This is a genomic window from Euzebya sp. (assembly GCF_964222135.1).
Taxonomy (GTDB): Bacteria; Actinomycetota; Nitriliruptoria; order Euzebyales; family Euzebyaceae; genus Euzebya.
Genome location: NZ_CAXQBR010000021.1, coordinates 82,293 through 107,729 on the forward strand (window position 1 = coordinate 82,293; position 25,437 = coordinate 107,729).

At 73.6% G+C, this 25,437-nt stretch carries 18 protein-coding genes; 6 read left to right on the top strand and 12 right to left on the bottom strand.

Going from position 1 to position 25,437, the window contains the following annotated elements; all coding sequences use genetic code 11:
- Positions 1-43: 43 nt before the first annotated feature.
- Complete coding sequence (locus ACEQ2X_RS05615; protein ID WP_370324804.1) at positions 44-2,380, bottom strand: CapA family protein; 2,337 nt, start codon at positions 2,378-2,380, stop codon at positions 44-46.
- Positions 2,381-2,655: 275 nt separating this feature from the next.
- Between ACEQ2X_RS05615 and ACEQ2X_RS05620 the strand changes: the two genes are divergently transcribed.
- Complete coding sequence (locus ACEQ2X_RS05620; protein ID WP_370324805.1) at positions 2,656-4,170, top strand: SGNH/GDSL hydrolase family protein; 1,515 nt, start codon at positions 2,656-2,658, stop codon at positions 4,168-4,170.
- Positions 4,171-4,187: 17 nt separating this feature from the next.
- Here ACEQ2X_RS05620 and ACEQ2X_RS05625 read toward each other — a convergent pair whose 3' ends face one another.
- Positions 4,188-5,270, bottom strand: coding sequence for a saccharopine dehydrogenase NADP-binding domain-containing protein (locus ACEQ2X_RS05625; protein WP_370324806.1), 1,083 nt, complete (start codon positions 5,268-5,270; stop codon positions 4,188-4,190).
- Positions 5,271-5,477: 207 nt separating this feature from the next.
- Here ACEQ2X_RS05625 and ACEQ2X_RS05630 point away from each other — a divergent pair, with 207 nt between their 5' ends.
- Complete coding sequence (locus ACEQ2X_RS05630; RefSeq protein WP_370324807.1) at positions 5,478-7,463, top strand: AAA family ATPase; 1,986 nt, start codon at positions 5,478-5,480, stop codon at positions 7,461-7,463.
- A 16-nt stretch (positions 7,464-7,479) separates the two neighbouring features.
- On the opposite strand, the gene ACEQ2X_RS05635 is transcribed toward ACEQ2X_RS05630, so the two are convergent.
- Together ACEQ2X_RS05635 and ACEQ2X_RS05640 are read right to left on the bottom strand one after the other, a co-directional pair.
- The gene (locus ACEQ2X_RS05635; protein ID WP_370324808.1) at positions 7,480-8,688 is read right to left on the bottom strand and encodes an acyl-CoA dehydrogenase family protein; all 1,209 of its coding nucleotides are present in this window, start codon (positions 8,686-8,688) and stop codon (positions 7,480-7,482) included.
- Positions 8,689-8,718: 30 nt separating this feature from the next.
- Positions 8,719-11,238 (bottom strand): EAL domain-containing protein, encoded by a 2,520-nt coding sequence (locus ACEQ2X_RS05640; RefSeq protein WP_370324809.1) that lies wholly within the window; start codon positions 11,236-11,238, stop codon positions 8,719-8,721.
- Positions 11,239-11,736: 498 nt separating this feature from the next.
- Between ACEQ2X_RS05640 and ACEQ2X_RS05645 the strand changes: the two genes are divergently transcribed.
- Together ACEQ2X_RS05645 and ACEQ2X_RS05650 are read left to right on the top strand one after the other, a co-directional pair.
- Positions 11,737-11,904 carry a hypothetical protein gene (locus tag ACEQ2X_RS05645; RefSeq protein ID WP_370324810.1) on the top strand — a complete coding sequence of 56 codons (168 nt, stop codon included), beginning with the start codon at positions 11,737-11,739 and terminating at the stop codon, positions 11,902-11,904.
- An 80-nt stretch (positions 11,905-11,984) separates the two neighbouring features.
- Positions 11,985-13,229, top strand: coding sequence for an MFS transporter (locus ACEQ2X_RS05650; protein WP_370324811.1), 1,245 nt, complete (start codon positions 11,985-11,987; stop codon positions 13,227-13,229).
- 6 nt (positions 13,230-13,235) lie between these two features.
- On the opposite strand, the gene ACEQ2X_RS05655 is transcribed toward ACEQ2X_RS05650, so the two are convergent.
- Positions 13,236-14,831: a sulfite oxidase gene (locus ACEQ2X_RS05655; RefSeq protein WP_370324812.1), complete on the bottom strand. Its 1,596-nt coding sequence runs from the start codon at positions 14,829-14,831 to the stop codon at positions 13,236-13,238.
- 104 nt (positions 14,832-14,935) lie between these two features.
- On the opposite strand from ACEQ2X_RS05655, the gene ppk1 reads away from it, so the two are divergent.
- A complete protein-coding gene (ppk1, locus tag ACEQ2X_RS05660) occupies positions 14,936-17,092 on the top strand; it encodes a polyphosphate kinase 1 (protein WP_370324813.1) in 2,157 nt (718 codons plus the stop codon).
- A gap of 9 nt (positions 17,093-17,101) precedes the next feature.
- Positions 17,102-18,601 carry an ABC transporter substrate-binding protein gene (locus tag ACEQ2X_RS05665; RefSeq protein WP_370324815.1) on the top strand — a complete coding sequence of 500 codons (1,500 nt, stop codon included), beginning with the start codon at positions 17,102-17,104 and terminating at the stop codon, positions 18,599-18,601.
- Between the two features lie 22 nt (positions 18,602-18,623).
- Here ACEQ2X_RS05665 and ACEQ2X_RS05670 read toward each other — a convergent pair whose 3' ends face one another.
- The 7 genes from ACEQ2X_RS05670 to ACEQ2X_RS05700 form a co-directional block, all read right to left on the bottom strand.
- The gene (locus tag ACEQ2X_RS05670; protein WP_370324816.1) at positions 18,624-20,252 is read right to left on the bottom strand and encodes an ABC transporter substrate-binding protein; all 1,629 of its coding nucleotides are present in this window, start codon (positions 20,250-20,252) and stop codon (positions 18,624-18,626) included.
- Between the two features lie 80 nt (positions 20,253-20,332).
- The gene (gene secG, locus ACEQ2X_RS05675) at positions 20,333-20,563 is read right to left on the bottom strand and encodes a preprotein translocase subunit SecG (RefSeq protein WP_370324817.1); all 231 of its coding nucleotides are present in this window, start codon (positions 20,561-20,563) and stop codon (positions 20,333-20,335) included.
- 99 nt (positions 20,564-20,662) lie between these two features.
- On the bottom strand, positions 20,663-22,117 hold the full coding sequence (locus ACEQ2X_RS05680) for a M56 family metallopeptidase (protein ID WP_370324818.1): 1,455 nt from the start codon (positions 22,115-22,117) through the stop codon (positions 20,663-20,665).
- 48 nt (positions 22,118-22,165) lie between these two features.
- Positions 22,166-22,573, bottom strand: a complete 408-nt coding sequence (locus ACEQ2X_RS05685; protein WP_370324819.1) for a BlaI/MecI/CopY family transcriptional regulator — start codon at positions 22,571-22,573, stop codon at positions 22,166-22,168.
- A gap of 82 nt (positions 22,574-22,655) precedes the next feature.
- The gene (gene tpiA, locus ACEQ2X_RS05690; RefSeq protein WP_370324824.1) at positions 22,656-23,411 is read right to left on the bottom strand and encodes a triose-phosphate isomerase; all 756 of its coding nucleotides are present in this window, start codon (positions 23,409-23,411) and stop codon (positions 22,656-22,658) included.
- Positions 23,412-23,458: 47 nt separating this feature from the next.
- Positions 23,459-24,667, bottom strand: coding sequence for a phosphoglycerate kinase (pgk, locus tag ACEQ2X_RS05695; RefSeq protein ID WP_370324820.1), 1,209 nt, complete (start codon positions 24,665-24,667; stop codon positions 23,459-23,461).
- A gap of 25 nt (positions 24,668-24,692) precedes the next feature.
- Positions 24,693-25,437 (bottom strand): type I glyceraldehyde-3-phosphate dehydrogenase (locus tag ACEQ2X_RS05700; protein ID WP_370324821.1); only part of this gene is annotated, 745 nt, incomplete at its 5' end.

Below are 25,437 nucleotides of genomic sequence, written 5' to 3' on the forward strand. Positions count from 1 at the left end.
CGTCGAACCGGAGTGTGCGGCGCCAGCCGCACATGGAAGGCTGTCACGGGAACGCGCAGCCGAGCGAGCCGCCCGGCGACCGGTCCCGCACGCGCGCCGCGATCGCGTCGCCGAGGGCGCCCCCGACCGGGTGGGGGGATCCGTCGGCGCGGATCTCCGCAGGGGTGAAGGACCACTGCGGCTCGTCGAGGAGGGGCAGCTCCACCGCCAGGACGCCGGTGTACCGGCTGGGCACCGCGGTGTGGTACCAGACGAAGTTCCCGAGGGAGTAGGCCACCAGCGCGTCGCCGTCGCGCACCTCGACGCCCTGGAGCACGTGGGGGTGGTGGCCGACGACGACGTCCGCGCCCGCCTCGATGAGCAGCCGCGCCAACCGCCCCTGCCCGGCGTCGGGGCAGTCGGCGCGCTCGGTGCCCCAGTGGACGGCGACGACGACGTGGTCGGCGGTGTCCCGGGCGGCCTGGACGGCGGCGATCGCGGCGGACTCGTCGTAGCCGCTCGCCAGGCCCGGCCGTCCTGGACCGGCCTCCCAGGCGCGGGTGTGGAGGACCCGGGTGAGCCCCACGACGGCGACCCGTCCGGCCGGGGTGTCGGTCAGGTGGGCGGCGTAGGCCTGCGACGCGTCGAGGCCGGCTCCGACGGTGGCCAGTCCGGCGTCCCGGGCGTGGTCGAGGGTGTCGGCCAGCGCGGTGACGCCGTAGTCGAGGGCGTGGTTGTTCGCGAGGGTCACGACGTCGACGCCGGCCTCGGCCAGGTCCGCAGCCATCCCCGGCGGGCCGCGGAAGGTGTAGGTCTTCGCCGCCGGGGTCCCCCGGGTCGACAGCGGCGTCTCGAGGTTCACGACCGCCAGGTCGGCCGCGCTGAGCAGCTCGGCGACGGGGCCGAGCGGGTTGCGCCCTTCCGCCACCGCGGTCGCGATGTGGCGCTCGCCGTGCACGTCACCGCCGAAGGCGAGGGTGGCGGAGGGCACGTACCGGTCCTCCACCGCGGCCACCTCGGCGGGGGACGGCCCGGGAGCCGCCGCGCACCCGACGGGGTCCATCACCGACCCGGTGCAGCCGGATCGGACGGCCACTCCCAGCCAGGTGCCCACCGCGTCGTTGACCAGACGGCGTCGGCCGTCGGCATCGGCTGACCGCCAGGCCTCCGCGTCGACGTGGAGGTCCCGGCCACGGCGGCAGATCGCCGCGTCGCCGCAGACGCCGTCGGTGACCAGCACGCCGAGGTGCGGGGCGTCGGCCACGCCGAGGAACCGGACGCGTCGGCTGTGCCAACCACCCGGCCCGGTCACCGCGACGAGGACCTCCTGCTCGGCACCGGGGGCGGCCGGGGTCGCGACGGCGACGCGGACGACCATCGGGTCCCGCGGTCCGCCGCAGCGCTGCGCCGCGGCGCGCAGGTCGGCGTCCACGCGAGCGGCGATGGCAGCGGGACCACCCAGGGTGGTGAGGGGCGGGGCGTTGCCGCACCGGGCGGCCAGCCACGCCCGGGTGGTCGGACCAGGCGGGAGGACCGCCTGGCCGGCGCGGTGCGCCAGCGGCGCCGCAGCAGCCGCATCCGCGGGGTCGTCGCCTGCGGCGAGGAGGATCCCCGACGGCGCCAGACCACGCTCGGCGGAGCGCGCGAGCACTGCCAGGGCGGTCGCCTCGCGATCCGGCCCGGCGATCCGGTCCACCGCGACGCCGAGGGCCACCAGTTCGTCGACGACGGCAGGCCCGACCACCGCCTCGCCGCCGAGGACGGTGATCGCGCTGATCTGGTCGGTCTCGACCAGGAAGCGCGTGTGGGGGTCCAGGGCCCCGGCGGCGGTGAGCAGGAGGGGGTCGCCGTCGGCGTAGGCGAGCGGACCCGCCGCCAGGGCGTCGGGAAGCCCACCGGTCCCGGCCAGGTAGGCGTGCCGCGGCCCCGTCTCGCCTCGCCCATCCGCGTGGAGGTGGCGGCCGATGGCGGCGGCCACGGCCGGCGGACCCCCCTCGGCGTGGACCGACGTCACCTCGAAGCCCGCACCGGCCCACGCGTCGGCGAAGGCCTGCCCGCCGCCCACGGCGAGCACCCGGGAGGCCCCGACCCCACGAGCGGCGGCGACCGTCGATGCGCTCGGGGGCAGGTCCGACAGCAGGACAGCGGTCTGCGCCCGCCCGGCCAGCCCGGCGGCGGCGAGCGCGACGGCGGTCTGGTCCCGCGGGACCACCACCACCGTCGACGCGGTCCCGCCGCGGCGACGCCACTCCCCCACCACCGCCTCGGCCGTCGCCACCCGGTCCCCGCCGGCGATCCGCGGCGGCGGCACGTCGGTCGCGAGGGTCACCTGCGCCGCCGCCGACGACACCGCTGCGGACGGCAGCCCCGCCGGCACCGCGCTCAGCACGACGAGCAGCACGACGAGCGGCAGGGAGACCCGGCGACCCCGCGTCGTGCGCGCCCATGGACGGGGTCTGTCGGCTTCGTTGCGGCCCGCGGAACAGACCCGACAGACCTCCGCCCGGGACCGGCCCCTACCCCCCAGGTCCGTCAGGTTCGTTGCGCGGACCGACACGAAGGTGACAGACCCCAGTGTGCGGCGACCGCTGCGGTCTGCGCGGGGGACGGCGTGGCGGGGCGACACGCCGGCAGCGTACGGCAGCGGGGTGGCGGGCGACCGATGATGGGGTGCCCATGGTCGTCGTCCTCGCCCTGATCGCCGCACTCGTGCTCGGTGGCCTCGCCGCGCTGGCCATCACCCCGGCCGTGGGAGTGGGGATCGCCGGCCTGATCCTGCTCACGGGGATCGCCGCGCAGCGGGCCGGGGGGACGCCACGGCGACTGATCGGCACGGTGCTCCTGCTCGCGCTGCTGGCTGGCGGCAGCTGGGGCGGGGTGGTGGCCCTCGACGTGCTGGAGGCGGTCTCAGGTGCGAGCGGACCGGCGGACCCGGCGGACCCGGCGGCGCTCGCGGCAGCCCAGGCGAAGCTCGACGGGCTGGGTGAGGGGCGGTTCCGGATCGAGCTGACCGAGCCGGAGCTCGAGGCGGTCATCCAGGACGGCATCGCCCAGGATCCCGACCTGCCCATCCGCAGGGTCGACCTCGACCTGCGGGGCGCCACCGCCGACGCGGCCTTCACGGCCACGTTCAAGTCCGGGTCGGTCCAGGCGACCGGCACCGCGGCGGTGCGCGCCGTCGACGGGGGCGTCGACCTCGACCTCGGGCCGCTCGACTTCGGACCCATCGCCGTGCCCGCCGTGGCCGGCGGGGCCGTCGAGTCGCTCCTCGGCGCGGTGACCGACCTGAACGCCGCGCTCGAGTCGCGCGGCGCCACCGTGGACGCGATCGAGGTCACCGACGACCTGCTGGTCATCACCGGGACGCGTGGCGGCCAGCTCCCCGATGCGCCCGCCCTGACCGGCAACGAGCTGCTGGACGCGATCCGGGACCAGGCGGCCGTCGCGGTGGACCAGGTCCAGGCGCCGCCGGAGGTCGTCGGACCGGGGGAGGTCAACGGTCGGGAGGCCCCGGGCGAGCCGATCGTCCTCGCGCTCGGCGACTCCCTGGCCGAGGGCGTGGGCGTCGCCGAGCCCCGCGACGGGTACGTGTCGCGGTTCCACACCGCGATCGGCCAGGCAGACGGCGTCAGCTACGGGCTCGTGAACCTCGGCGTCAGCGGCGAGACGTCCGCCAGCCTCCTCACCTCGGGGCAGCTGGCGCGAGCCGAGGCGGCCCTCGCCGAACGTCCCGCGGCGTACGTGACCCTCGATGTCGGGGCGAACGACCTGCTCGGTCACCTCCAGTCCCCCGACTGCGGCGCGGACCTCCGCAGCCCGGCCTGCCAGCAGCGCGTCGAGCAGACCCTGGCGTCCTACCGCGCCAACCTCGACGTCGTCCTCCCCCGGCTGCGGTCCGCCGCGGGGGACGCGACCGTCGTGCTGCTGACGACCTACAACCCCTTCAGCCTCGGCCTCGGCGAGAGCGAGCAGGAGGTCCGGTCCTCCGAGTACGTCAGCCAACTCAACGCCGTGGCGGCCGACGTCGCGGCGGCACATGGGGTCGTGGTCGCCGACGGGTTCTCACCCCTCCAGGGCACGACGGCCGCGACGACGCACATGCTGGACGCCCAACCGGACATCCACCCCAACGCCGCCGGCCACGACGTCCTCGCCAACGCGCTGCTGACCGCCCTCGGGCACGGCCGCTGAGCCCGGTCGGGACGGACTCACATCACGACCACGCCCGCCCAGCTGCACATGTCCGCCACCCCGTCGACGCCGAGCACGGCCATGGGATCGGTCACGCCGACCGGCAGGTCACGGAGGTCCCGCTCGGCCACCCGGATCGCCGACGCGGCGGCCAGGCGGGCGGTGACCAGCACCGGATCGCCCCCGACTGCCTCGCGACGCGACAGCGGCTGGCCGTCAGCACCCGCCACCTGCGCTACCACGCGGGTCACCGCGCGCTCCCGCCCGCCGAGTCCGACGCCGGGCGCGAGAGCCGCCGCGCGGTCGACCAGCCCCTCCACCGCGCCCAGGCGGAGGGGCCAGGTCAGGTGCGGCGCGATCGGGGTGGTGAGGACGGCGAGACCCGGTCCGAGGATCCCGAGCGCGCCGGTGAGCACCTCCACCTCCTCGAGCTCGGGGTGCAGGCCCGGGAGGCTCCACACCTCGGCGCCGCCGAGGGACACCACGTCGTGCCGGTGGCCACCGGCCTGGACCGTCCGTCGACGGCGGGCCACGGGTTCGTGCACCCGCCGACCACCCCGGTAGGCGACGGTGTCCCGCGTCAACGCCCGCACCAGCGCTCGACGGCCCGCCTCCTCGTCCACGTCGAGACCTGCGACCGACAGGTAGGCGACCGCAACCGACCGGGCATCGCCCGCGGCGGCCACCACCGCCTCGTGGGCCACGAGGTGCCCGACCAGCGCGGCCACGCCGATCGACGGCAGGAGGGTGACCCTCGCGCGGACCGCGGCGGGGCCCTGGTCACGGTGCAGCCGGTCGAGGAACGCCGGCTCCACGGCGGCGTCGAGGTACGTCACCTGGCTGGTGATGGCCGTGCTGACGACGGTGTCACCCGACAGGTCGAACGGACCGGCGAGGTTCACGAGGACGTCGCCGGGCTGCAGGACGCCCGCCAGCCCGGCGATGTCGGTCACGGCGACCGGCAGTTCGAGCGCCGCGCCCGTGCGCTCCACCGACGGGTCCCGCGCCGCCAGCAGGACCCCGGAGGAGCCCGCGAGCTCCTCGGACACCAGCCGGCCGACCCTGCCGGTCGCCCCGTACACCACGATGCGTCGTCGCACCCGCGTCAGGCTGCCGCGCCCAGGTGAGGGGCGCACCCCGCGAGGCGAACGGATCGATCACGTACCGTGAAGAACGCGGCACGTCACGTAGATGCGGGCTTGCGCCGGGTCAGATCTCCCTAGGGTGTCCCCACACCACGTCCTCGGCACGGCCCTCGGCTCCGCCCCGGGCGCGGTGACCCGAGCCCGACGGACGGAGGTGGCGACATGGCCCAGGTGCACCGCGACGGGGTCCGCGACGACGACACCGACGCGGGAGGGGGGCGCTCCGCGGCGGCCGGCGCGGTCGCCGCCCGGCTCGGCGGCGGGCTCGTCGGCGCGCACCACGCCGGCGTCGGCGCGTCGCGGGAGCGGGCCCGGCTCCGCCGTCTGCGCGTCCTGGCCGTCGTCCTCGGCGTGCCCACCGCCTACCTGTGGTGGCGGATCCTCGACGGCCGCGCGATCGACGTCCTGCAGGTCCCCGACCTGGGCGAGGACGCGCTGATCTGGGTGCTCCCGATCGTCATCGTCATCGCGATCGGCATCGCGGTGGCCATGCCGTTCCTCAGCGGGCGGTCCCCCCACGCGCGGGTCCAACCCGAGCAGATCGACCTGACGTTCGCCGACGTGGTCGGCCTGGACGGGGTGGTCGACGAGGTGACCCGGACCCTCCACACCTTCATGGGCCACAAGCTCTACCGCGACGCCCTGGGCGGGACGCCACGCCGCGGCGTGCTCTTCGAGGGCGCGCCGGGCACCGGCAAGACGCACCTCGCGAAGGCGATGGCGCGCGAGGCCGGGGTGCCGTTCCTGTTCGTCTCCGCGACGTCGTTCCAGTCCATGTGGTACGGCGCGACGGCGCGGAAGATCCGCAGCTACTTCGCGGCGCTGCGAAAGGCCGCCCGCGAGGAGGGCGGGGCGATCGGGTTCATCGAGGAGATCGACGCGATCGCCCAGTCCCGCAGCGGGATGCGGGCCGCGAGCCAGCCGGCTGTCGACACGGCCGTGGCCGCCAGCTGCCTGCACCAGCCAGCCGGGCCGATCGGCGGGCCCGACCCCGGCATGGCCGTCTCCCACTTCGGCTCGAGCGACGGGGCGTCAGGCGTCGTCAACGAGCTGCTCGTGCAGCTGCAGAGCTTCGACACGCCGCCGACGGGCATCCGGGTGCGGAACTGGCTGGCCGCGAAGGTCAACGCGTTCCTGCCCGCCCACCGGCAGATCGCGGCCCGGCCGTCGCCGTACCACAACATCCTCGTGATCGCGGCGACGAACCGGGCCGCCGACCACGACCCCGCGCTCCTGCGGCCCGGTCGGGTCGACAAGCAGCTCGCGTTCGAGGCGCCCGCCCAGCCCCAGCGGCGGGCGCTGATCGACCACTTCCTGGCCCGGAAGGCCCACGGCCCCGATCTCGACGACGACCGGGCCCGCGACGTGCTGGCCGGCCAGACCCTCGGCTACACGCCGGTGATGATCGAGAACCTGCTCGACGAGGCGCTGATCGTCGCGCTCAAGCACGGCCGGGACGGGATGACGTCAGCGGACGTCCACCAGGCGAGGCTGGACATCGAGATCGGCCTGGCGACGCCCGCGCCGTACACGACCGCTGAGCGGCTGCGGGTCGCCACCCACGAGTCCGGGCACGCCGTCATGGCGTTCCTGTCCGGCCACCGCCGCCTCGAGATCCTGTCGATCATCAAGCGGAAGGCCGCGCTCGGCCTCCTCGCCCACGGCGACACCGAGGAGGTGTTCACCCGCACCCGCAAGCAGATGTACGACCTGGTCGACATCGCGATGGGCGGCAAGGCGGCGGAGGAGATCTGGTTCGGGTCGGCGTCGACGGGACCGGGATCGGACCTGGCAGCCGCCACGAAGACCGCGTGCGAGATCATCGGCCTGCACGGCATGGGCGACTCGCTGGTGAGCCTGGCCGCGGTGCAGCAGTCCTCGGTCTCGAGCACGAACATCGTCGGCCGGGTGCTCGCGGACTCGGTGACACGGCCCCAGGTCGATCGGCTGCTGAGCGACTCGCTGGCGCGCACGACCACGGCGCTCGAGGCCAACCGCCACCTGGTCGAGGCGCTCCGCGACGCCTTGCTCGACCGGGAGGAGCTGATCGGCGACGAGATCCTCGACGTCATCGCCGCCGCCGGCCCCCCGGTCCACGACGACCTGACCGTCGAGGTGGACGACGCGGTCAGGCCCGAACCCGCCTGACCGCCCTCCGGCCTGTTCAGGAGCTAAAGCTCCGCTTGAGCTCCTGCCTGGCGATCGAGCGCTTGTGGACCTCGTCGGGGCCGTCGGCCAGGCGGAGGGTGCGGATGCCGGCGTAGGCCTTGGGCAGGAACGTGTCCTGGCACACGCCCATGCCGCCGTGCGCCTGGATCGCCCGGTCGATCACCCGCAGGGCCATGCTGGGCGCGATCACCTTGATGGCGGCGATCTCGGTCTTCGCGGCCTTGTTCCCGACGGTGTCCATCATCCAGGCGGCCTTGAGGGTCAACAGCCGGGCCTGCTCGATCTCGATCCGCGATTCGGCGATCCACTCCTGGATCACACCCTGGGCGGCGAGCGGCTTGCCGAAGGCCTCGCGCTCGGAGACCCGCTGCACCATCAGCTCGAGCGCCCGCTCCGCCACGCCGATCGTGCGCATGCAGTGGTGGATCCGGCCCGGGCCCAGACGCCCCTGGGCGATGCGGAAGCCGTCCCCCTCCTCCTGCAGCAGGTTCGACGTCGGGACCCGGACGTCGGTGAACGTCATCTCCATGTGCCCCTCGTAGTCGGTGTAGCCGAACACCTCGAGGTTGCGCTCCACGGTGATCCCCGGCGTGTCGAGGGGCACCAGGATCATCGACTGCTGGTGGTAGGGATCGGCGTCCGGGTCGGTGACGCCCATGAAGATCGAGATCTCGCAGCGGTCCCGCCCCGCCCCGGAGGTCCACCACTTGCGCCCGTTGATCACGTACTCGTCGCCGTCGCGGACGATGCTCGACCGGATGTTGCGGGCGTCCGACGACGCGACCTCCGGCTCGGTCATGGAGAAGCACGACCGGATCTCGCCCTCGAGCAGCGGCGTGAGCCAGCGCTCCTGCTGCTCCCGCGTGCCGTACTGGGCGAGCACCTCCATGTTCCCGGTGTCAGGCGCGGCGCAGTTGAAGACCTCCGACGCCCAGTGCACGCGACCCATCAGCTCGGCCAGCGGGGCGTACTCGAGGTTGGTCAGCCCGGCACCGAAGTCCGGGTGGGGCAGGAAGAGGTTCCACAAGCCCTCCGACCTCGCCCTCGCCTTCAGGTCCTCGAGTATCTGGGGGTGGTGGTGCGGGTTGCCGCTCTCGGCGATCTGGCGCTCGAAGAGCTCCTCGGCGGGGTACACGTGGGCGTCCATGAACGCGGAGACGCGCTCGGCGTACTCGCGGACGCGGGCGGTCGGGGCGAAGTCCATCGCAGGAGGGTACTAGAGACCTGACCCGGGTCAGTTGCCGCGCAGCCCCCGCTGTCCCAGCCGGCGGAGCGTGCCGTCGACGGTGATCGCCTCGATCTCCGCGATGGTGGTGCGGATCTGCGGCGCCGGCACGGGGGTCGCGTAGTAGAAGCCCTGCGCGACGTCGCACCCGAGCCCGCGGAGCACGTCGGCGCACTCGGCGTCCGCCACGCCCTCGGCGACCACGCGCAGGCCGAGCTGGTGGGCCATGGTGATCATGGCCTGGCACATCACCTGCTGGGTCTGGTCACGTCCGGCCTCGGCGACGAACGCGCGGTCGATCTTCATCTCCCGCACCGGGATGTCCTTCAGGTGCGCGAGGGAGGAGTAGCCGGTGCCGAAGTCGTCGATCGACAGCTCCACCCCGGCCGCGTCGAAGACCGACAGCGCCGCCCCGCCGAGCTGCACGTCCTCCATCAGCTGGGTCTCGGTGATCTCGAGCACCACGGAGGTGTTCGGGAGCTCGTGGGCGTCGATCATGGCGACGATCTCGCGCGCGGCGTCGGGGTCGAGCAGCGCGGCGTTCGACAGGTTGATCGCCACCGAGAGCTCGAGGCCCTCGGCCCGCCACCGGAGGCACTGGTCGAGGGACCGCTCGGTCACCCACAGGGTGAGGGGCTGGATCAGGCCGGTCCGCTCGGCGACGTCGATGAACTCCGCCGGGCTGATGTACCCCCGTTGGGCGTGCGGCCAGCGGCACAGCGCCTCGACGCCGGTCACGCGACCGCTGGCGAGGTCGACCTTCGGCTGGTACGCGACGCGCAGGTGCGACTCGTCGATGGCGGTGCGCAGCTCGCTGGCCAGCTCGAGGCGGTGCTTGGTCTCGCGGTCGCGCTCGGAGTCGAACTCGCCGATGGTCCGGCGGGTCTCGGCCGCCTCGGACAGGCCACGCTCGGCGGCGCGGACCAGCTCGACGATCTCGACGCCGTGGACCGGGGCGTGCGCGACGCCGACGCGGACCGCCACGTTGATCCGCAGGCCACCGTGCTCCACCGCGCCCGAGGCGTCGCGCACCAGCGAGTTCGCCACGTCGGAGGTCTCGGCGTCGTCCAGCGTCCTCGGGATGCAGACGGCGAACTGCCCCATGCTGAGGCGCGCGACCTCACCCCCTCGGCTCTGGGAGGAGGCGGTGAGGCGCTGGGCCACGCTCGTCGCCACCCGCTCGGCGACGGAGTGGCCGAAGCCGGTGCTGATCTCGTTGATGTCCCGCACCCCGATGACGAAGACCACCCCGCGCTCCATCCGCGGCATGCTGTCGATCAGCCCGGCGCGGTTCTTCAGGCCGGTGGTCCGGTCCGTCAGGGCCATCAGCTCGCGGCGCGCGGCCTCGGCCTGCACCCGGTCGAGCAGGCGCGACTCGCCGACGGCCGACCCGGCGTGTCCGGCCAGCGCGACGATCATCTGCACGTCGTCCTCGTCGAACAGCGCCAGGGTCCCGGCCCGATCGGCCAGGACCAGGGCACCGGTCAGCTCGGCGTTGGCGAAGCGGCCCACGAGGACCTGCTCGTACCCCTCGGGGAGGAGCGGCTGCATGATCGGGTCGACGGTGTCGCCCGGCCCGAGGAGCATCCCGCCGTAGGCCGCGTGCATGAGCGTCGTGGCCGCGAGCAGGTCGACCTCCTCGCCGACCAGGTGGTCACCGTGGTGGGACCAGCTCGTAGCGTCGGTCCGGCCGACCAGGATGAGCTGCGAGCGCGTCGCCCCGGTGGCCTGCTCGGCCCGCCGCAGGACCAGGTCGATGACCTCCTTCGTGGTCCGCGAGCCCGACAGGTCGGTGATGAAGCGGTACAGCTGCTGGACGGTGGAGTACCGCTGCGACAGGTGGTGGCGCGCCCGGTTGGTGGTGACGAGCAGCAGCGCGACCGGAGCGAGGACGAGCGTCGCGCGGATGTCGACGGCGACCGTCAGCACCGCGAGGATCGCGAGGGGCGTCCCGACGCCGCTGTTCACCGCGGACCCGATGGCGAAGCTCCTGAGCGATCCCGGACCCAGCGGCCCAGCCGTCAAGCGCATGGCGACCATGACCACCAGACCGCTGCTGAGGTCGGCGACCAACCCCGCCGCTCCGACGGCGATCCATCCCCGCAACGAGAAGTGTGCGAACTCCGCGCCCCCGATCGATCCGAGGACCCACCCCGCGATCCAGACCTCCACGACCACACCGGCGATGTTGACGGCCCACTTCAGCGGGTTGATGCGCCACCAGAGACCCTGCACCAGTCCCGTGCCGACAACCCGCGCGAGCATCGTCGGCACCGGTCCCAGGAAGACGAGTCCGACTACCAGCGGCACCCCGGTGAGCGTGAAGACCGGGGTCTCCCCGCGGACCTCGAACACGAGCGGCCAGGTCTCCACGAGCGCGTAGAGCACCGCGACCGCGAGGAACCCCCACAGGACGGCATCGGCGCTCACGGGTGGGGACGGGGGAGGGAAGGCCGTCCAGAGCACCAGCCCGAGCGTGGACACACCGACGGCGAGGTACATCGACCTCCGCAGCCGGACGTGTGCCATCACACGCGCTCCTAACTAGTGATTCATGTGCTCAGGGGAAGGAAATTGGCGTCTCGTGGTACAAACGCCAGTGACTCGGCGCAGATAATGGACTGCTCCGAGTAGTGCAGGTGACAGAGAGGGTTTGGCGACTCACTCCGTCGTACATCTGGATCGTTGTAGGGCAGCCACGGCTGCACATTGGTTCATCCACACACAGAGCGTTCGACAGGTTCACGGCCATCGTGCGCTCGAATTCCACGCAGGGAGTACATCATGGAAAAGCTCGGCACGACACCTCAGGCCTCACCCGATGGGTGGAGCTGGACTGTCTCCTCACTCGACGGGTGGAGCTGGACGGTCACCTCTCTCGATGGGTGGAGCTGGACGTAGCAGGTCTTCGGGGGTGCGGAGTTCACGGCTCCGCACCCCACCTATCGACCGGCGACGTACGCACTTGAGCACTTTTCTGCGTACGTCTTCCGGCACACCTCACCCCGACACCCCTCGAGGACGAGCATGGCACTGATCCTGGACGAGTCGATCGCCGGCGGGCGTCCGACGCGCCCTGTCCGGCCCGTCCGCGTCCGTGCGCACGTGACCGCGGCGACCTCCACCGCGGTGGAGGGCCTCGCACGCGCGCTGCGCTCGGTGCGGGTCCGGTTGCTCCACGGAGCGCGCGCCTGACACACTGGTGACGGCCCGTCATGGGGCCGTCGACCATCCAGCGCTCACCGGGCGGGGGGCCTGAGACAGCTGTGTCACACGTGTTCAACACGCCAGAGCGACGATTCCGGGGTCTGCTCGGCGCGTCTGCCGTCTCTGGCGTCGGCGACGGCGTCCTCCTCGTCGCGCTCCCCCTCATCGCCGCCTCGCTGACCCGCGACCCCCGCCTCGTCACCGGCGTGCTGGTCGCGCAGCGCCTGCCCTGGCTGCTGTTCAGCCTGCACGGCGGCGCGCTCGTCGACCGCACGTCACCGCGACGCCTCCTGTCGACCGTCGACGCCGTGCGCGGCGCGGCCCTCCTCGCCGTCGCGCTGGTCGCGTTGACCGGCGACCTGCCGCTGGCCCTGCTCTACGGGTTGGCCTTCGTCGTGGGCACGGGGGACACGATCATCGCCTCCGGCCTGCACGCCGCGATCCCGGCGATGGTCCCCGACGACGAGCTCGGCCGTGCGAACGGCCGGATCGAGACCACGCAGGTGGCGGGCGACATGTTCGTCGGCCCGGCCATCGGCGGGCTGCTCGTCGCAGGGGCCACCGCGCTGCCGTTCCTCGTGGACGGCGTCTCGTTCCTCGTCTCGGCCACCATCTTCGCGCTGGTCCTGCCGGCCGTGCCCGCCCACGCCGCCGACGGTCCCCGGACCTCGCTGACCGCGGACGTCCGCCTGGGCCTCGGCTGGTTCCGCCGCCACCGGGCGCTGCGGCTCCTCGCGGGCGTCATCGGCAGCTTCGCGTTCTTCCAGGCCGCCGTCCTGTCGCTGCTGGTGCTGCTCGCGACGGATCGACTCGGGCTGTCCGAGGGGCAGTTCGGGCTCTTCCTCGCACTGGGCGCCGTCGGGCAGATCCTCGGCGCCACCGCCGCTGAGCGCATCGACGGCGCCCGCGTGGACCTCGTCGTCATCGTCGCCGGCGCGGTCACCGCATCGGCCTACCTGACGATCGGCACGACCGGATCGGTCGCCGTCGCGGGCGGCGCCTACCTGGTCGAGGGGATCGCCCTCGCGATCGGGAACATCACGACGGTGAGCTTCCGCCAGCGCGTCATCCCCCGCGACCTGCTCGGACGCGTCGGCGCCGCGTACCGCATGGTCCTCTTCGCCGCGATGCCCCTCGGCGCCTTCCTCGGCGGTCAGGTCGCCGGCGTGGTCGGGGTGGGTCAGGCGATCGTCCTCGCCGGGACGGCCCAGCTCGTGGTGGTCGGGGTCATGGTCGTGCCCCTGATGCGTCAGCTCGGCTCGGGCGGACCGGACGAGGTGCTCGCGGACGGCGCGGAGGTCACCCGCCCCTGATCACCGTCACGCGACCCTGATCGAGCGGGCGTGGTAGCCCTCGGCGCCGTCGGGCGCCACGGGCACGGGGGCCTCGGACTGCGTCATGCCGTCCGCGTCGGTGGCCCGCACCCGGATCAGGTGGTCCCCCTCGGCGGCGTCCCACTCGAGGCGCCACTGGCGCCAGGTGTCGACGTTCAGCTCGTCGGCCAGCTCGGCCGCCTGCCACGGGCCGTCGTCGATCTGGACCTCGACCCGCGCGACGCCGCGGTGCTGCGCCCACGCGACGCCGGCGATGACGACCCGTCCGGGTTGGACGTCGGCGCCGCGGCGGGGCACGTCGATCCGGGACTGGGTCTTGACCGGACCCTCCTTCGCCCAGCCGCGGGGTACCCAGTAGCCGTCGAACGCCTCCCAGGTCGTCAGCTCGATGTCCTGCAGCCACTTGGTGGCCGAGACGTAGCCGTAGAGCCCGGGGACGATCAGCCGGGCGGGGAAGCCGTGCTCGACCGGCAGCGGCTCGCCGTTCATGGCGACGGCGATCATCGCGTCGCGCCCGTCGAGGGCGACCTCGGTCGGGAACCCGGCGGTCCACCCGTCGACGGCCCGCCCGACCACCTGGTCCGCGCCGTCCTGGACGCCGGCCATGGCGAGCACGTCGGCCAGGCGCACGCCCTGCCAGCGGGCGGTCCCGATCAGGTCGCCCCCCACCTCGTTCGACACGCAGGCGATGGTGACGTCGGCTTCGAACTGCTCGAGCGCCAGCAGGTCGTCGTAGGTCAGCGAGACCTCTGTGTCGACCATCCCGTGGACCCGCAGCGACCACGTGGCGACGTCCACGCTCGGGGCCATGAGCGCGGTGTCGATCCGGTAGAAGTCCTCGTTCGGCGTGAAGAAGGGCGTCAGGCCGTCGATCCCCTCGAAGGACACCGCCTCGGGCACCTCCGGCGCCGTCGCCGCAGGCGGCAACGTGACGGTGGAGCGGACGCTCGCGACGCGGGATCGCCCGTTGAGCGTGCGCCCCAGCACCCCCACGACCCCGCCCACGGCGGCGAGGCCCAGGGCGATGCGCAGGAACTCCCGCCGCGCCCCCGCCGCCCCCTCCCCCGGTCCCGCCGTGGACGCACCTCCCAGGTGGAGGCGGGCGGTGCGCGCCTGCAGCCTGACCAGCACCGCGACACCGGCGGCGACCGCCGCGGCCGCGATGACCACCGCCCACGCCGTCGAGTCGAGGGGACTCGCCAGCGTCGAGCCGACGCCGAGCAGCCCGAAGGCGACGAGCCCGGCACCGGCGGCCACCACCGAGACGCGGTCGGCGACCCACCCGAGCACCGCACCGAACACCAGCGCCAGCACGACCGTGCCGATGACCAGCGCGGTCTTCTCCCCGGTCCCGAACAGCGCGATCGCGACGTCCTTGACCGGCGTGCCGGCGCCGAGCTCGACGACCCCGTTGCCGACCGACAGCACCAGGGAGGGTGCCGGACCGATCAGGCCGGCCAGCAGCTCGGAGGTGCCGAGCGCCACGGCCGCGGCGACCGCGCCGGTCAGCAGGCTCGCCCAGGCCGGGGCGCGGGGGGGCGCCGCGGGCGGCCGCGACGGCGCGTCGGTGGTCACGGTCATCAGACGCCCCACAGTGCCCGCGCGCGGAGGGGCCCGCCGCCGGTCCTGATGCGCCTGTGATCGGTCTGTAATGACTTCTCCGCGCGTCTAGGGTGACCAGCGCCGTGACGACGTCAACCCCGCCGACCCCGCGACACCGGTCGCCGCGACCGCCCCAGCCCCGCGGCCCGGACGGCAGGTTCCGACGGACCCCGACGGTCGACCTCGACGACCCCTCGCTGTTCAGCAACCGCGAGCTGTCCTGGCTCGAGTTCAACCGCCGGGTCCTGGCGCTGGCCGCGGACACCTCCATCCCGCTCCTCGAGCGGCTCCGGTTCATCGCCATCTTCTCGAGCAACCTGGACGAGTTCTTCATGGTGCGGGTGGCCGGCCTGCAGGACCAGGTCGCCGCCGGCCTGCAGAAGCGGACCCCCGACGGGATGTCCGCGGTCGAGCAGCTGGAGGCGATCTCCCGCCGGGTCCGGCCGATGCTGGACCAGTCCACGCACCTGGTGCACGAGGAGATCCTCCCGCTCCTCGCCCGCCGCGGGGTGGGGGTCGTGCACGTGGCCGACCTCGACGAGCGGGCGCTGCACCGCTTCGAGCAGGTGTTCGCCGAGCAGGTGTTCCCCGTCCTGACGCCGCTCGCGGTCGATCCGGGTCACCCGTTCCCGTACATCTCGAACCTGGCGACCTCCCTCGCCGTGACGGTGCGCGACGCGAAGACGGGGCACGTGAAGCTCGCCCGCGTGAAGATCCCGGCGGTGCTGCCGCGCTTCTGGCAGGTGCCGGGCACCTCCCGGGCGTGGGTGCCGCTCGAGGAGCTGATCCGCTGGCGCCTCGACGCGCTGTTCCCCGGCATGGAGGTCGTCGACGCGCACCTGTTCCGGGTCACCCGCAACGCCGACGTCGCCGTCGACGAGGACGAGGCCGAGGACCTGCTCCTCGCCATCCAGGAGCAGCTGTCACGGCGCCGCTTCGGCGCGGTCGTGCGCCTCGAGGTCGCCGACGACATGCCCGCGGAGACCGTCGCCCGGCTGCAGGAGGAGCTCGAGATCTCCCCGGTCCACACCTACGCGGTCCGGGGTCTGATGGGCCGCGCGGACCTCACCCAGCTGGCCGACCTCGACCAGCCGACCCTGCGGTACGAGCCCTGGTCCCCCGTCCCGCACCCGCGGCTGCTGCCGGCTGACGACGGGACGCCGGTGGGCCCGGCGAAGATGTTCGCCGAGATCACGGCGGGCGACCTGCTGCTCCGCCACCCCTACCAGTCCTTCGCGAGCTCCGTCGAGCGGTTCATCACGGCCGCCGCGGAGGACCCCGACGTCCTCGCGATCAAGCAGACGCTCTACCGCACCTCGGGCGACCCACCGATCGTGACGGCCCTGACCCACGCCGCCGAGGCCGGCAAGCAGGTCGTCGCCCTGGTGGAGCTGAAGGCCCGCTTCGACGAGGAGGCCAACATCGGCTGGGCCAGGGTGCTCGAGCGCGCGGGCGTCCACGTCGTCTACGGGCTGGTCGGGTTGAAGACCCACGCGAAGACGTCGCTCGTCGTCCGACGCGAGGGCGACCACATCCGGCGCTACGTCCACCTCGGCACGGGCAACTACCACCCGAAGACGGCCCGGCTGTACACCGATCTCGGCCTGCTCACCGACGACGAGGCGATCGCCGAGGACGTCACCCAGCTGTTCAACTACCTGACCGGCTACGCCCGCCACGACGACTACCAGGCCCTGCTGGTGGCCCCCGTGGCCCTCCGGGATCGCCTGCGGGACCTGATCGCCGCCGAGACCGCCAAGGGATCCGACGGCCTGATCCGGCTGAAGCTGAACTCGCTGGCGGACCGCCAGCTCATCACCGACCTGTACCGAGCCAGCCGCGCAGGGGTCCGCATCGACCTGATCATCCGCGGCATCTGCGGGCTGCGGCCCGGCATCCCCGGGGTGTCGGACACGATCCGGGTCATCTCCGTCGTGGGGCGGCTCCTCGAGCACGAGCGGATCCTCCAGTTCGGCGATCGGATCTGGATCGGCTCGGCGGACTGGCTCCCGCGCAACCTCGACCGCCGCGTCGAGGCCATGGTGCCGATCGTCGACCCGGACCTCCGCGACGAGCTGCGCGAGATCCTCGACCGCACCTGGGAGGACGGCCGCCAGGCGTGGCACCTCCGCTCCGACGGGTCCTGGACCCGTCCGGACGCCAGCGCCGGGCCCGCCAGCCAGGAGGTGTTCATGGCGGAGGCCACGGCCGCCGCGCAGGCCGCCCACGGCGAGGGATGAGGGACCGCCGTGCCGCCACCACGTGCGCTGGTCGGGTTGGTCGTGGGCACCGCCCTGGCGCTCGGCACGGCGGCGTGCTCCGAACCGCCGCCCCGGACGTCGCTCCGCACGGGGATCGTCGGTGACCGCACCGCCGAGCTGACCGTGTGGCTGGGTCCCCAGGACAGCCTGCACCCCCAGGACACCTCCCCGCACCTCGCCGCGGCGATCGCCACCCCGCTGGTCGCCACCGATCCGGCCAGCCGACTGCCCACCTGGGGCCCCGACGTGCCCGGAGCCCTGCTCTCCGCCATCTCGAGCCCCGATCTGCAGCGCTGGGAGCTGACGATCACCGAGGGGCGCCGGTGGGCGGACGGCACCCCGATCACCGCCGCCGACCTGGTCCGGGGGTGGGAGCGGTCCATCGACCGCGGGGTGCCCCTGCTGTCGACGGTCGAGGGGCTGCGCGCCGTCGACGACCGGACGGTCGCCGTCCGCCTGACCGCACCGTTCGGTCAGCTCCCCCTGCTGCTCGGCGACCAGGCCTTCCTGCCGGTGCACCCCGAGGCGGCGGAGGATCAGCCGATCGGCGACGGGCCCTACGCGGTCGTCGAGACATCCGACGACCGGCTCGTCCTGGCCCTCGTGGCCGACCACCCGCTCGCCGCGGACGGTGCAGCCACCCCCATCCTGGTGGACACGACACGAGAGCCCGGCCCGGACGTCGACGTGGCCGTCGGGGACGACGGTCAGCCGACCCCGCCGGCGGGCATCGGCGCCGCCAACCGGCCTGCGCTGGTCCGCGCACCCGGACGGCAGCTGGCCCACCTCGGCCTCCCGCTCGACGAACCTGCCTTCGCCGACGTCGACGTGCGCACGGCCCTGTCGCTGTCGCTCGACGTCCCGGCGATCGCTGCCGACGTGGCGGGCGACGCGGTCATCCCGGCCGACCGCCTGATCGGCCCGGGCCTCCCCAGGGATGACGACGTGACCTGCGCGGCCTGCCGGCACGACCCCGAGCGGGCGAGGCAGCTGTGGGGCGACGGCATCGACGGCCCCCTCACCCTGTGGTTCGCCAGCGACGGCGGGCACGACGAGCTGGTCGACGCCGTCGCCGGGGCGTGGCGGGAGGTGCTCGGCGTCGAGGACATCCAGCTGGCCAGCGAACCCGGCGCGGACCTGCTCGGCCGGCTGGCCGACGGCGACGTCACCGGTCCGTTCCGGCTCACCTGGCAGGCCGACGTGCCCGCCGCCGTCCGGGTCCTCGAGCCGCTGTTCGCCTCCCAGGGAGCGGCCAACGACGTCAGGCTCCGCGACGAGGCGATCGACGACCTCCTGGCCCGGGCCGGCGGCGAGCGGGACCTGGACGACAGCCTCGCGGGCTACGCAGCCGTCGAGCAGGCCGTCCTCGACGAGGTGGCGGTCATCCCCCTGTGGTTCTCGACGATCCCGCTGGCCGCCTCGGCCGACGTCACCGGGGTCGGTCTCGACGGCGCCGGCCGGCTGGACTGGACCGCACTCGGCGGATGACCGTGCGGCGGACGGGACCCCGTCAGCCCACCAGGCTGACGCGGGTCAGGTCCACCAGCCCCATCGGCCCGTAGCGCAGATCCCGCACACGCTCGGCGACCACCACCGCGTGGCGGTAGGTGAACAGCGGGACCACGACGTGGTCGCGGTTGAGGGCCAGCGACTCGACCCGGCGGAGGAGGTCCTGGCGCTGCTGGTCGTCGCCGGTCGCGGCGGCCTGGTCCAGGAGGCTGTTGACCTGGGCGTTGTCGTAGCGCATGTAGTTCATCCCGCCGCGAGCCGGCACCTCGTCGCCGTGCAGCAGCGGGTACAGGACCGACAGCCCCGACGGGACGTCGGCGACGAGGGGCAGGCGGAACAGACCGGCCTCCCCGGTCTCGAGCAGGTCCTGGTACGCCGCGAGGTCCGGCGGGGGCCGTCGGCCGTTCGACACGAGGCGGACCCCGATGCCGCTCAGCGCCGCCCTGATCGCGTTGCGGATGCGCTCGTGGCCACCCTCGGCGTTGAACCAGATCGCCAGCTCGTCGACGTCGGCGTCCTCCAGCCGCTGCTGCGCACCCGTCGTGTTGAACGTGCACAGCTCGCAGGTGTCGGCACGGGCGCCGGGGAGGGACGGGGGCAGCAGACCGGTGGCGGGGTCGAGGTTGCCGCCCTCGTTCGCCGCCGCCAGGCCCGCCCGGTCCACCACCAGGCTGACCGCCTCGCGGACGGCCACGTCGTCGTACGGCGGCACCGCCGGGTTCATCGCCAGGAGGTACACCTCCGGCCGCCGCCCGGTGATCAGACCCGGACCGTCCCACTCCCCTCCCCGTGCCGGGTACTCCTCGGCGGCCAGCGCCAGCGCGTCGCTCGGCACCGGCGAGAGGTCCCGTCGTCCCTGGGTGAACGCGAGGTAGTTGATGTCGAGGTCGCCGATGCGGAACAGCACCTCCGCGATGCCGCCCTCGGCCCGATCGCCGTTGCGCCACCCCTCCCACGCGGCGGCGCGGATGAAGTCACCCCTCGCCCAGGGCTCGGTCAGCGCGAAGGGGCCGTTGCCGAGCGGCTGGCTGCGCCACCCCTCCTCGTCCCGCTCGCGTTGGCCGCGGTGCACCGGACCCAGCGCCGGGTGCCCGACCACGGTGGCGAAGTCCGCGCGCGGCCGGGTGAGGGACACCTCGAGCGTCAGGTCGTCCACGACGCGGACGCCGGCCAGGTCGACGCCGTCCCCGTCGCGCGCGGCCTCGTAGCCGACGACGTCGGCGAGCAGGTAGCCGTAGCCGCCCTCGGCCACCAGCGTCGCCCAAGCCGCGGCGAAGTCGGCCGCCGTGACCGATGTCCCGTCGTGGAACGACGCGCCCGGCCGGAGGGTGAAGCGCCACTCCACCAACGCGTCGTCAGCCGACCACGTGGTCGCCGCGGACGGCTGCGGGCTGCCGGCGTCGTCCCAGGCGGTCAGGGAGTCGAAGGCCGCGTCCACGACCGCCTGGTCGTCCGGGGTCGCCGCGAGCGGGGGGACGATGGCCGTCGGCGACCCGATGCCGTAGCGGAACGTCCCGCCGCCGGGTCCGGTCGGGGTCGCGATCGGCTCGTCGCGCCCCGTCGGGACGGCCGGGCCGTCAGGCGCCGCGGTGCACGAGGCTGCGGTCGTGGCGACCAGCGCGACCAGCACGGCGACGGCGCGCCAGCCCCTGCACCCGCGACCCCGCGGAGGGATCACGCCGGGGGGCGGCCCACCCGCGGACCTGGTCCCTACACCAGCCGCAGCGCCAGCACCATCGTCGTCATCGCGAAGACGACCGCGGTGATGACGGTCAGGCGGTCGAGGTTCTTCTCCGCCATGGTGGACCCGCCAGCGCTGCCCACCGCGCCGCCGCCGAACATGTCCGACAGCCCGCCGCCCCTCCCCGACTTGAGCAGGATGAAGAGGATCAGCAGCAGGGACACGATGACGTGCAGGACGACGAGGGCGATGGTGAGCACTTGGGACGGCCTTCGGCGGGATGGCGGGTCGACGGGCGACCGTCGATCCTAGCCCGAGCACGCGCCGTCGGTCACCCCCTGCCGGTCACCCCCTGCCGGTCATCCCTGGGGGTGCACCAGGAAGAAGCCGACGCGGCTGCCGGATGCCTCGACCCCCCACAGCGGCTGGGCGCTCGGCGGCGTCGGCGCACCGCCCACCGACGGCTGCCACACCCGCCCGCCGGCCTGCCAGCCCGGGGCGCGCGGCGGCAGGGTCGGGGCGGTCTGGCTACGCCACTCGGCCCCGGACTCGAGCAGCACGCAGTCGGTGCAGGTCTCGGCCGTCGAGGCCGTGTAGCCGGCGACCGCCTCGGACGCCTCGGCCAGCGGCGAGGGGTTGGCGGCCAGCGCCCCGAACGTGGCCATGGCGGGTGAGACGACCGGCTGGGCGGGCGGGCGGGTCCACTGGGCCAGCAGCAGCTCGCCGTTCACCTGCGCGGGCAGCAGGACCGTCATCCCGGTCGCGACCACGACGGCGGCCATGGCGGCGGTCAACTCGATGCGCTGGCGCCGGAGGGTCAGCGGTGCCCCGCGCTCGATCAGGCGCACGACGCGCTCGGCGATCTGCTTCGCGCCGCGCGACAGCGATCCCTGCCGGAGGAGGCGCGTGGGCAGACCCGCGGGCACCGGCAACGCCGGTGAGGGGACCATCGTCGCGCAGGCCATCGCCGCGACCTGGGGTCTGGCGTGGTCCTTGGAGCCCTGCCACACCTTGAGGATCGACGACGCCAGCGCGGCCGGTCGGCCGGTGGCATCCGACGCCAGGTCGTCGGCGGAGTGCTCCTGCTCGTGGCGCAGCCAGCGGGCCGCCAGGTTCATCGGGGGGATGAAGAAGGTGAGGTCGCGGATGACGCCGACGACGGTGTTGACCAGCACGTCGCGGCGGGCGAGGTGGGCGAGCTCGTGGGCGAGCAGGCCTTCGAGCTCGCGGGCGTCGAGCTCGTCGAGCAGGTCGGGGTCGACCGCGACGACGGGACGGCGGAGCCGGGCGGTGAACGCGCCGCCGGGGCAGCGCCGGACCAGCAGCAGCGGCGGTGCCTCGATCCCGAGCTTCGAGGAGATCCGCCGGACCAGCGCGGTCATCTGCGGGTCGTCGCAGCGCTGGGCGAGCGCGACGTACCGGGCGATCACCCAGTGGCCGAGCAGTCGGCGGATCACGAGATACGACGCGATCCCGACGTAGGCGACGAGCAGCCACTCGAGGCGGCGCACGGTCACCTCGGCGCCGAACACCTCGATCGGCTGGCCCTCGGCCGAGCTGACGAGCAGCGCCGGCAGGAAGCTCGATCCGGGGGCCGTGCAGGCCAGCGCGGCCGCGGCGGCGGCGATCACCGGCGCCAGCACCAGCGTCCGGCGCGCACGCCCGCTCTTGATCACCCCGAGCTTGGCCGCCACCGCCGCCAACACCGCGGCGACGACGGACCCGAGGAGGGCGCGCGCAGCGAAGGACTGCATGCTTATGGCCACGCCGAGGCCTTCGGCGATGTCGGCGATCCCGGCCGGGGAGCTCTCCATCCGGTCAGCGGTCTCCGCAGCTCGACGTCGAGGGCGCGGACATCGGGCCTACTCCCCCTCTTCGGCCCGCTTGGCGTCGATGCTGGCCCGCAGCGTCGCCAGCGTGGTCGCGTCCCCCGTGTCGTCGATCTTCTCGACGAAGTAGCTCATCGCCGGCTCGGGGAAGGACTGGACCAGCCAGTCCACGACCGAGGTGACCGTGGACCGCGCGTAGTCCTCGCGGCTCACGGTCGGGCGGTAGCGGTGCGCCAGCCCCGAGGTGTCGCGCTCGAGCAGGCCCTTGGCGGCCAGGCGGGCCATCGTCGTCATGATGGTCGTGTAGGCCAGGTCGCGCCGGTCGACGAGCTCGGCGTGCACATCGCGGACGGTGGCGTCCCCGAGGCGCCAGACGGTCTCCATCACGTCGGTCTCGAGCGGACCCAGCAGCCCCTGGAGGGGCTTGTTTCGCTTCGCCATGGTCATGACCCCGGTCGTCGTGCGGTGGTGGCGCGCGCGCGCGAACCACAGCCTACTACCGACCGGCGGCCCGGGGCAGGCGTCAGAGCCGGGCGAAGCGGGCGATCACCGCGAAGTCGTCGGCGGTGAGGCTCGCCCCGCCGACGAGCGCGCCGTCGATCTCGGGCTGGTCCATCAGCTCGCGCACGTTGCCGGGCTTCACGCTGCCGCCGTACTGGATCCGGACCGCGTCCGCCGTGGCGTCGCCGTGGAGGGACCGGACGGTCGCGCGGACCGTGCCGCAGCCGGCGTCGGCGTCGGATGGGAGCGCCGTCCGGCCGGTGCCGATCGCCCAGATCGGCTCGTACGCGATCACCATGCCCGCGACCGCGTCGGCGCCGATGCCGGCCAGGCTGTCGGTGACCTGCCGGGTCAGCACCTCCTCGGTCTCCTCGGCGTCCCGCTGCGCCTCGGTCTCGCCGACGCAGAGGATCGGGGTCATCCCGGCGGCCAGGATCGCCTTGACCTTCTTGTTGACGACCTCGTCGGTCTCCCCGAACAGGGTGCGGCGCTCGGAGTGGCCCGCCAGGACGTAGTCGCACGCGAGCGCGGCCAGCATCGACGGGGCGATCTCGCCGGTGTAGGCGCCGGAGTCCTCCCAGTGGCAGCTCTGCGCACCGAGCTGGAGGGACAGGCCGTCGCCGTCGATCAGCGTCTGGATCGAGCGGAGGGCAGTGAACGGCGGGATCACGGCCACGTCGGTCGACTCGTAGTCCTCCGGCGTGAGGTGGTACACGAGGTTCTGGACCAGCTGGATGCCCTCGAGGTGGGTCAGGTTCATCTTCCAGTTGCCGGCCATCAGCGGCTTGCGGGGCACGGGTGTCCTCTCGGTGGCGGGGTTGTCGGTCAGGCGCGGAGCGCGGCGACGCCGGGGAGGTCCTTGCCCTCGAGGAACTCGAGGGAGGCCCCGCCGCCGGTGGAGACGTGGCTCATCCGGTCGGACAGGCCCATCTGGCGCACCGCGGCCGCGCTGTCGCCGCCGCCGATGACGGTGAACGCATCCGCGTCGGCGAGGGCCAGGTCTGCGAGGGCTCGGGCGACCCCGCGGGTGCCGGCGGCGAACGCGTCCCACTCGAACACGCCCATCGGGCCGTTCCACAAGACCATCTTGGCGCCGGCCACGACGTCGGCGTACGCGGCGGTGGTCTCCGGGCCGATGTCGAGGCCCATGCGGCCGTCGGGCACGACCTGGGCGCCCACGACCTCGTGGTCGGCGTCCTCGGCGAAGCCGTCGGCGGCGACCACGTCGACGGGGAGGTGCAGCCGGACGTCGGCGGCCTCCGCCTTGCGGACGAGGTCCTCGGCGGTGGACAGGTGGTCCTCCTCGACGCGCGAGGCGCCGACGTCGGCACCCATCGCCTTGAGGAAGGTGAAGCACATCGCCCCGCCGATCACGAGGTGGTCGACGCGAGGCAGGAGGCTCTCGATGACGGCGATCTTGTCGCTGACCTTGGCGCCGCCGAGGATGGCGACGAAGGGGCTCTCCGGGGCGTCGAGCAGGCGGGACAGCGCGTCCAGCTCGCTCGTCAGCAGGTGCCCGGCGACGTGCTGGTCGAGCCGCTCGGGGATCCCGACCACCGACGCGTGGGCGCGGTGGGCGGCCCCGAACGCGTCGTTGACGTACATCTCCCCGAGCCCGGCCAGGGCGTCGGCGAAGTCGGGGTCGTTGGCGGTCTCGCCGGGGTCGAAGCGCAGGTTCTCCAACAGGGCCACGTCGCCGTCGGCGAGGTCGGCCACGGTCGCCCGCGCCTCCTCCCCCACGATGTCGCGGGCGTAGCGGACGTCGGTCTCGAGGAGCGTCGACAGGCGGGCGGCGACGGGTCCGAGGCGGAGCGCGTCGTCGTCGGGCCCCTTCGGGCGGCCGAGGTGGCTCATCAGGACCACCCGAGCCCCGACCTCGCGGAGCCGCTGGACCGTCGGCAGCGAGGCGACGATGCGCAGCTCGTCGGTGATCTCCGGCGGATCGCCCGCCAGGGGGACGTTGAGGTCGGCGCGGACCAGGACGACCCGACCGGCGGCGTCGAGCTGGTCCAGGCCGGGGACACGGCCGGTCATGGCTGCTCCTCGGGGTGCGGCGTGGCTACAGGCTCGAGCCGATGAAGACCGACAGGTCGACGAGGCGGCTCGAGTAGCCCCACTCGTTGTCGTACCAGCCGAGCACCTTCACCATCCGGCCGCTCGCCATCGTGGCGATGCTGTCCATGATGCAGGAGTGCGGGTTGCCGACGATGTCGGACGACACGATCGGGTCGGTCGCCACCTCGAGGACGCCCTTCAGGTCGCCGTCAGCTGCGGCCGTGAACGCCTCGTTGACCTGGTCGACGGTGACCTCCTGGCTGAGGTTGCAGACCAGGTCGGTCACCGAGCCGTCCGGCACGGGCACGCGGACCGCCATGCCGTCGAGCTTGCCCTTCAGCGACGGCAGGACCTCCGAGGCGGCCTTCGCCGCACCGGTGGTGGTCGGCACGATGTTGACCGCGGCGGCGCGGGCGCGGCGCAGGTCCTTGTGCGGCGCGTCCTGGGTGCCCTGGTCGTTGGTGTAGGCGTGGATCGTCGTCATGAAGCCGTTCTCGATGCCGAAGGCCTCCTCGAGGACCTTCGCGAGCGGCACGACCGACCCGGTGGTGCAGGACGCCATCGACACGACGTCGTGGGAGCCCGGGTCGTATGTGTCCAGGTTGATGCCCGGGACGAGGGTGGCGTCCGGCCCCTTCGCGGGCGCGGAGATGATGACCTTCTTCGCGCCGCCCTCCAGGTGGGCGGCCGCCTTGTCGCGGGCGGTGAACAGGCCCGGCGACTCGATGACGTCCTCGGCGCCGAGGTCG

What these genes read in the sequence shown, in the direction of transcription:
- tpiA (WP_370324824.1), bottom strand. Translation starts at nt 23,411, where the DNA reads ATGGCCGGCAACTGGAAGATGAACCTGACCCACCTCGAGGGCATCCAG.
- ACEQ2X_RS05655 (WP_370324812.1), bottom strand. Translation starts at nt 14,831, where the DNA reads ATGACCGTGACCACCGACGCGCCGTCGCGGCCGCCCGCGGCGCCCCCC.
- ACEQ2X_RS05635 (WP_370324808.1), bottom strand. Translation starts at nt 8,688, where the DNA reads ATGGACTTCGCCCCGACCGCCCGCGTCCGCGAGTACGCCGAGCGCGTC.
- ACEQ2X_RS05645 (WP_370324810.1), top strand. Translation starts at nt 11,737, where the DNA reads ATGGCACTGATCCTGGACGAGTCGATCGCCGGCGGGCGTCCGACGCGC.
- ACEQ2X_RS05620 (WP_370324805.1), top strand. Translation starts at nt 2,656, where the DNA reads ATGGTCGTCGTCCTCGCCCTGATCGCCGCACTCGTGCTCGGTGGCCTC.
- pgk (WP_370324820.1), bottom strand. Translation starts at nt 24,667, where the DNA reads ATGACCGGCCGTGTCCCCGGCCTGGACCAGCTCGACGCCGCCGGTCGG.
- ACEQ2X_RS05685 (WP_370324819.1), bottom strand. Translation starts at nt 22,573, where the DNA reads ATGGCGAAGCGAAACAAGCCCCTCCAGGGGCTGCTGGGTCCGCTCGAG.
- ACEQ2X_RS05640 (WP_370324809.1), bottom strand. Translation starts at nt 11,238, where the DNA reads ATGGCACACGTCCGGCTGCGGAGGTCGATGTACCTCGCCGTCGGTGTG.
- ACEQ2X_RS05680 (WP_370324818.1), bottom strand. Translation starts at nt 22,117, where the DNA reads ATGGAGAGCTCCCCGGCCGGGATCGCCGACATCGCCGAAGGCCTCGGC.
- ACEQ2X_RS05630 (WP_370324807.1), top strand. Translation starts at nt 5,478, where the DNA reads ATGGCCCAGGTGCACCGCGACGGGGTCCGCGACGACGACACCGACGCG.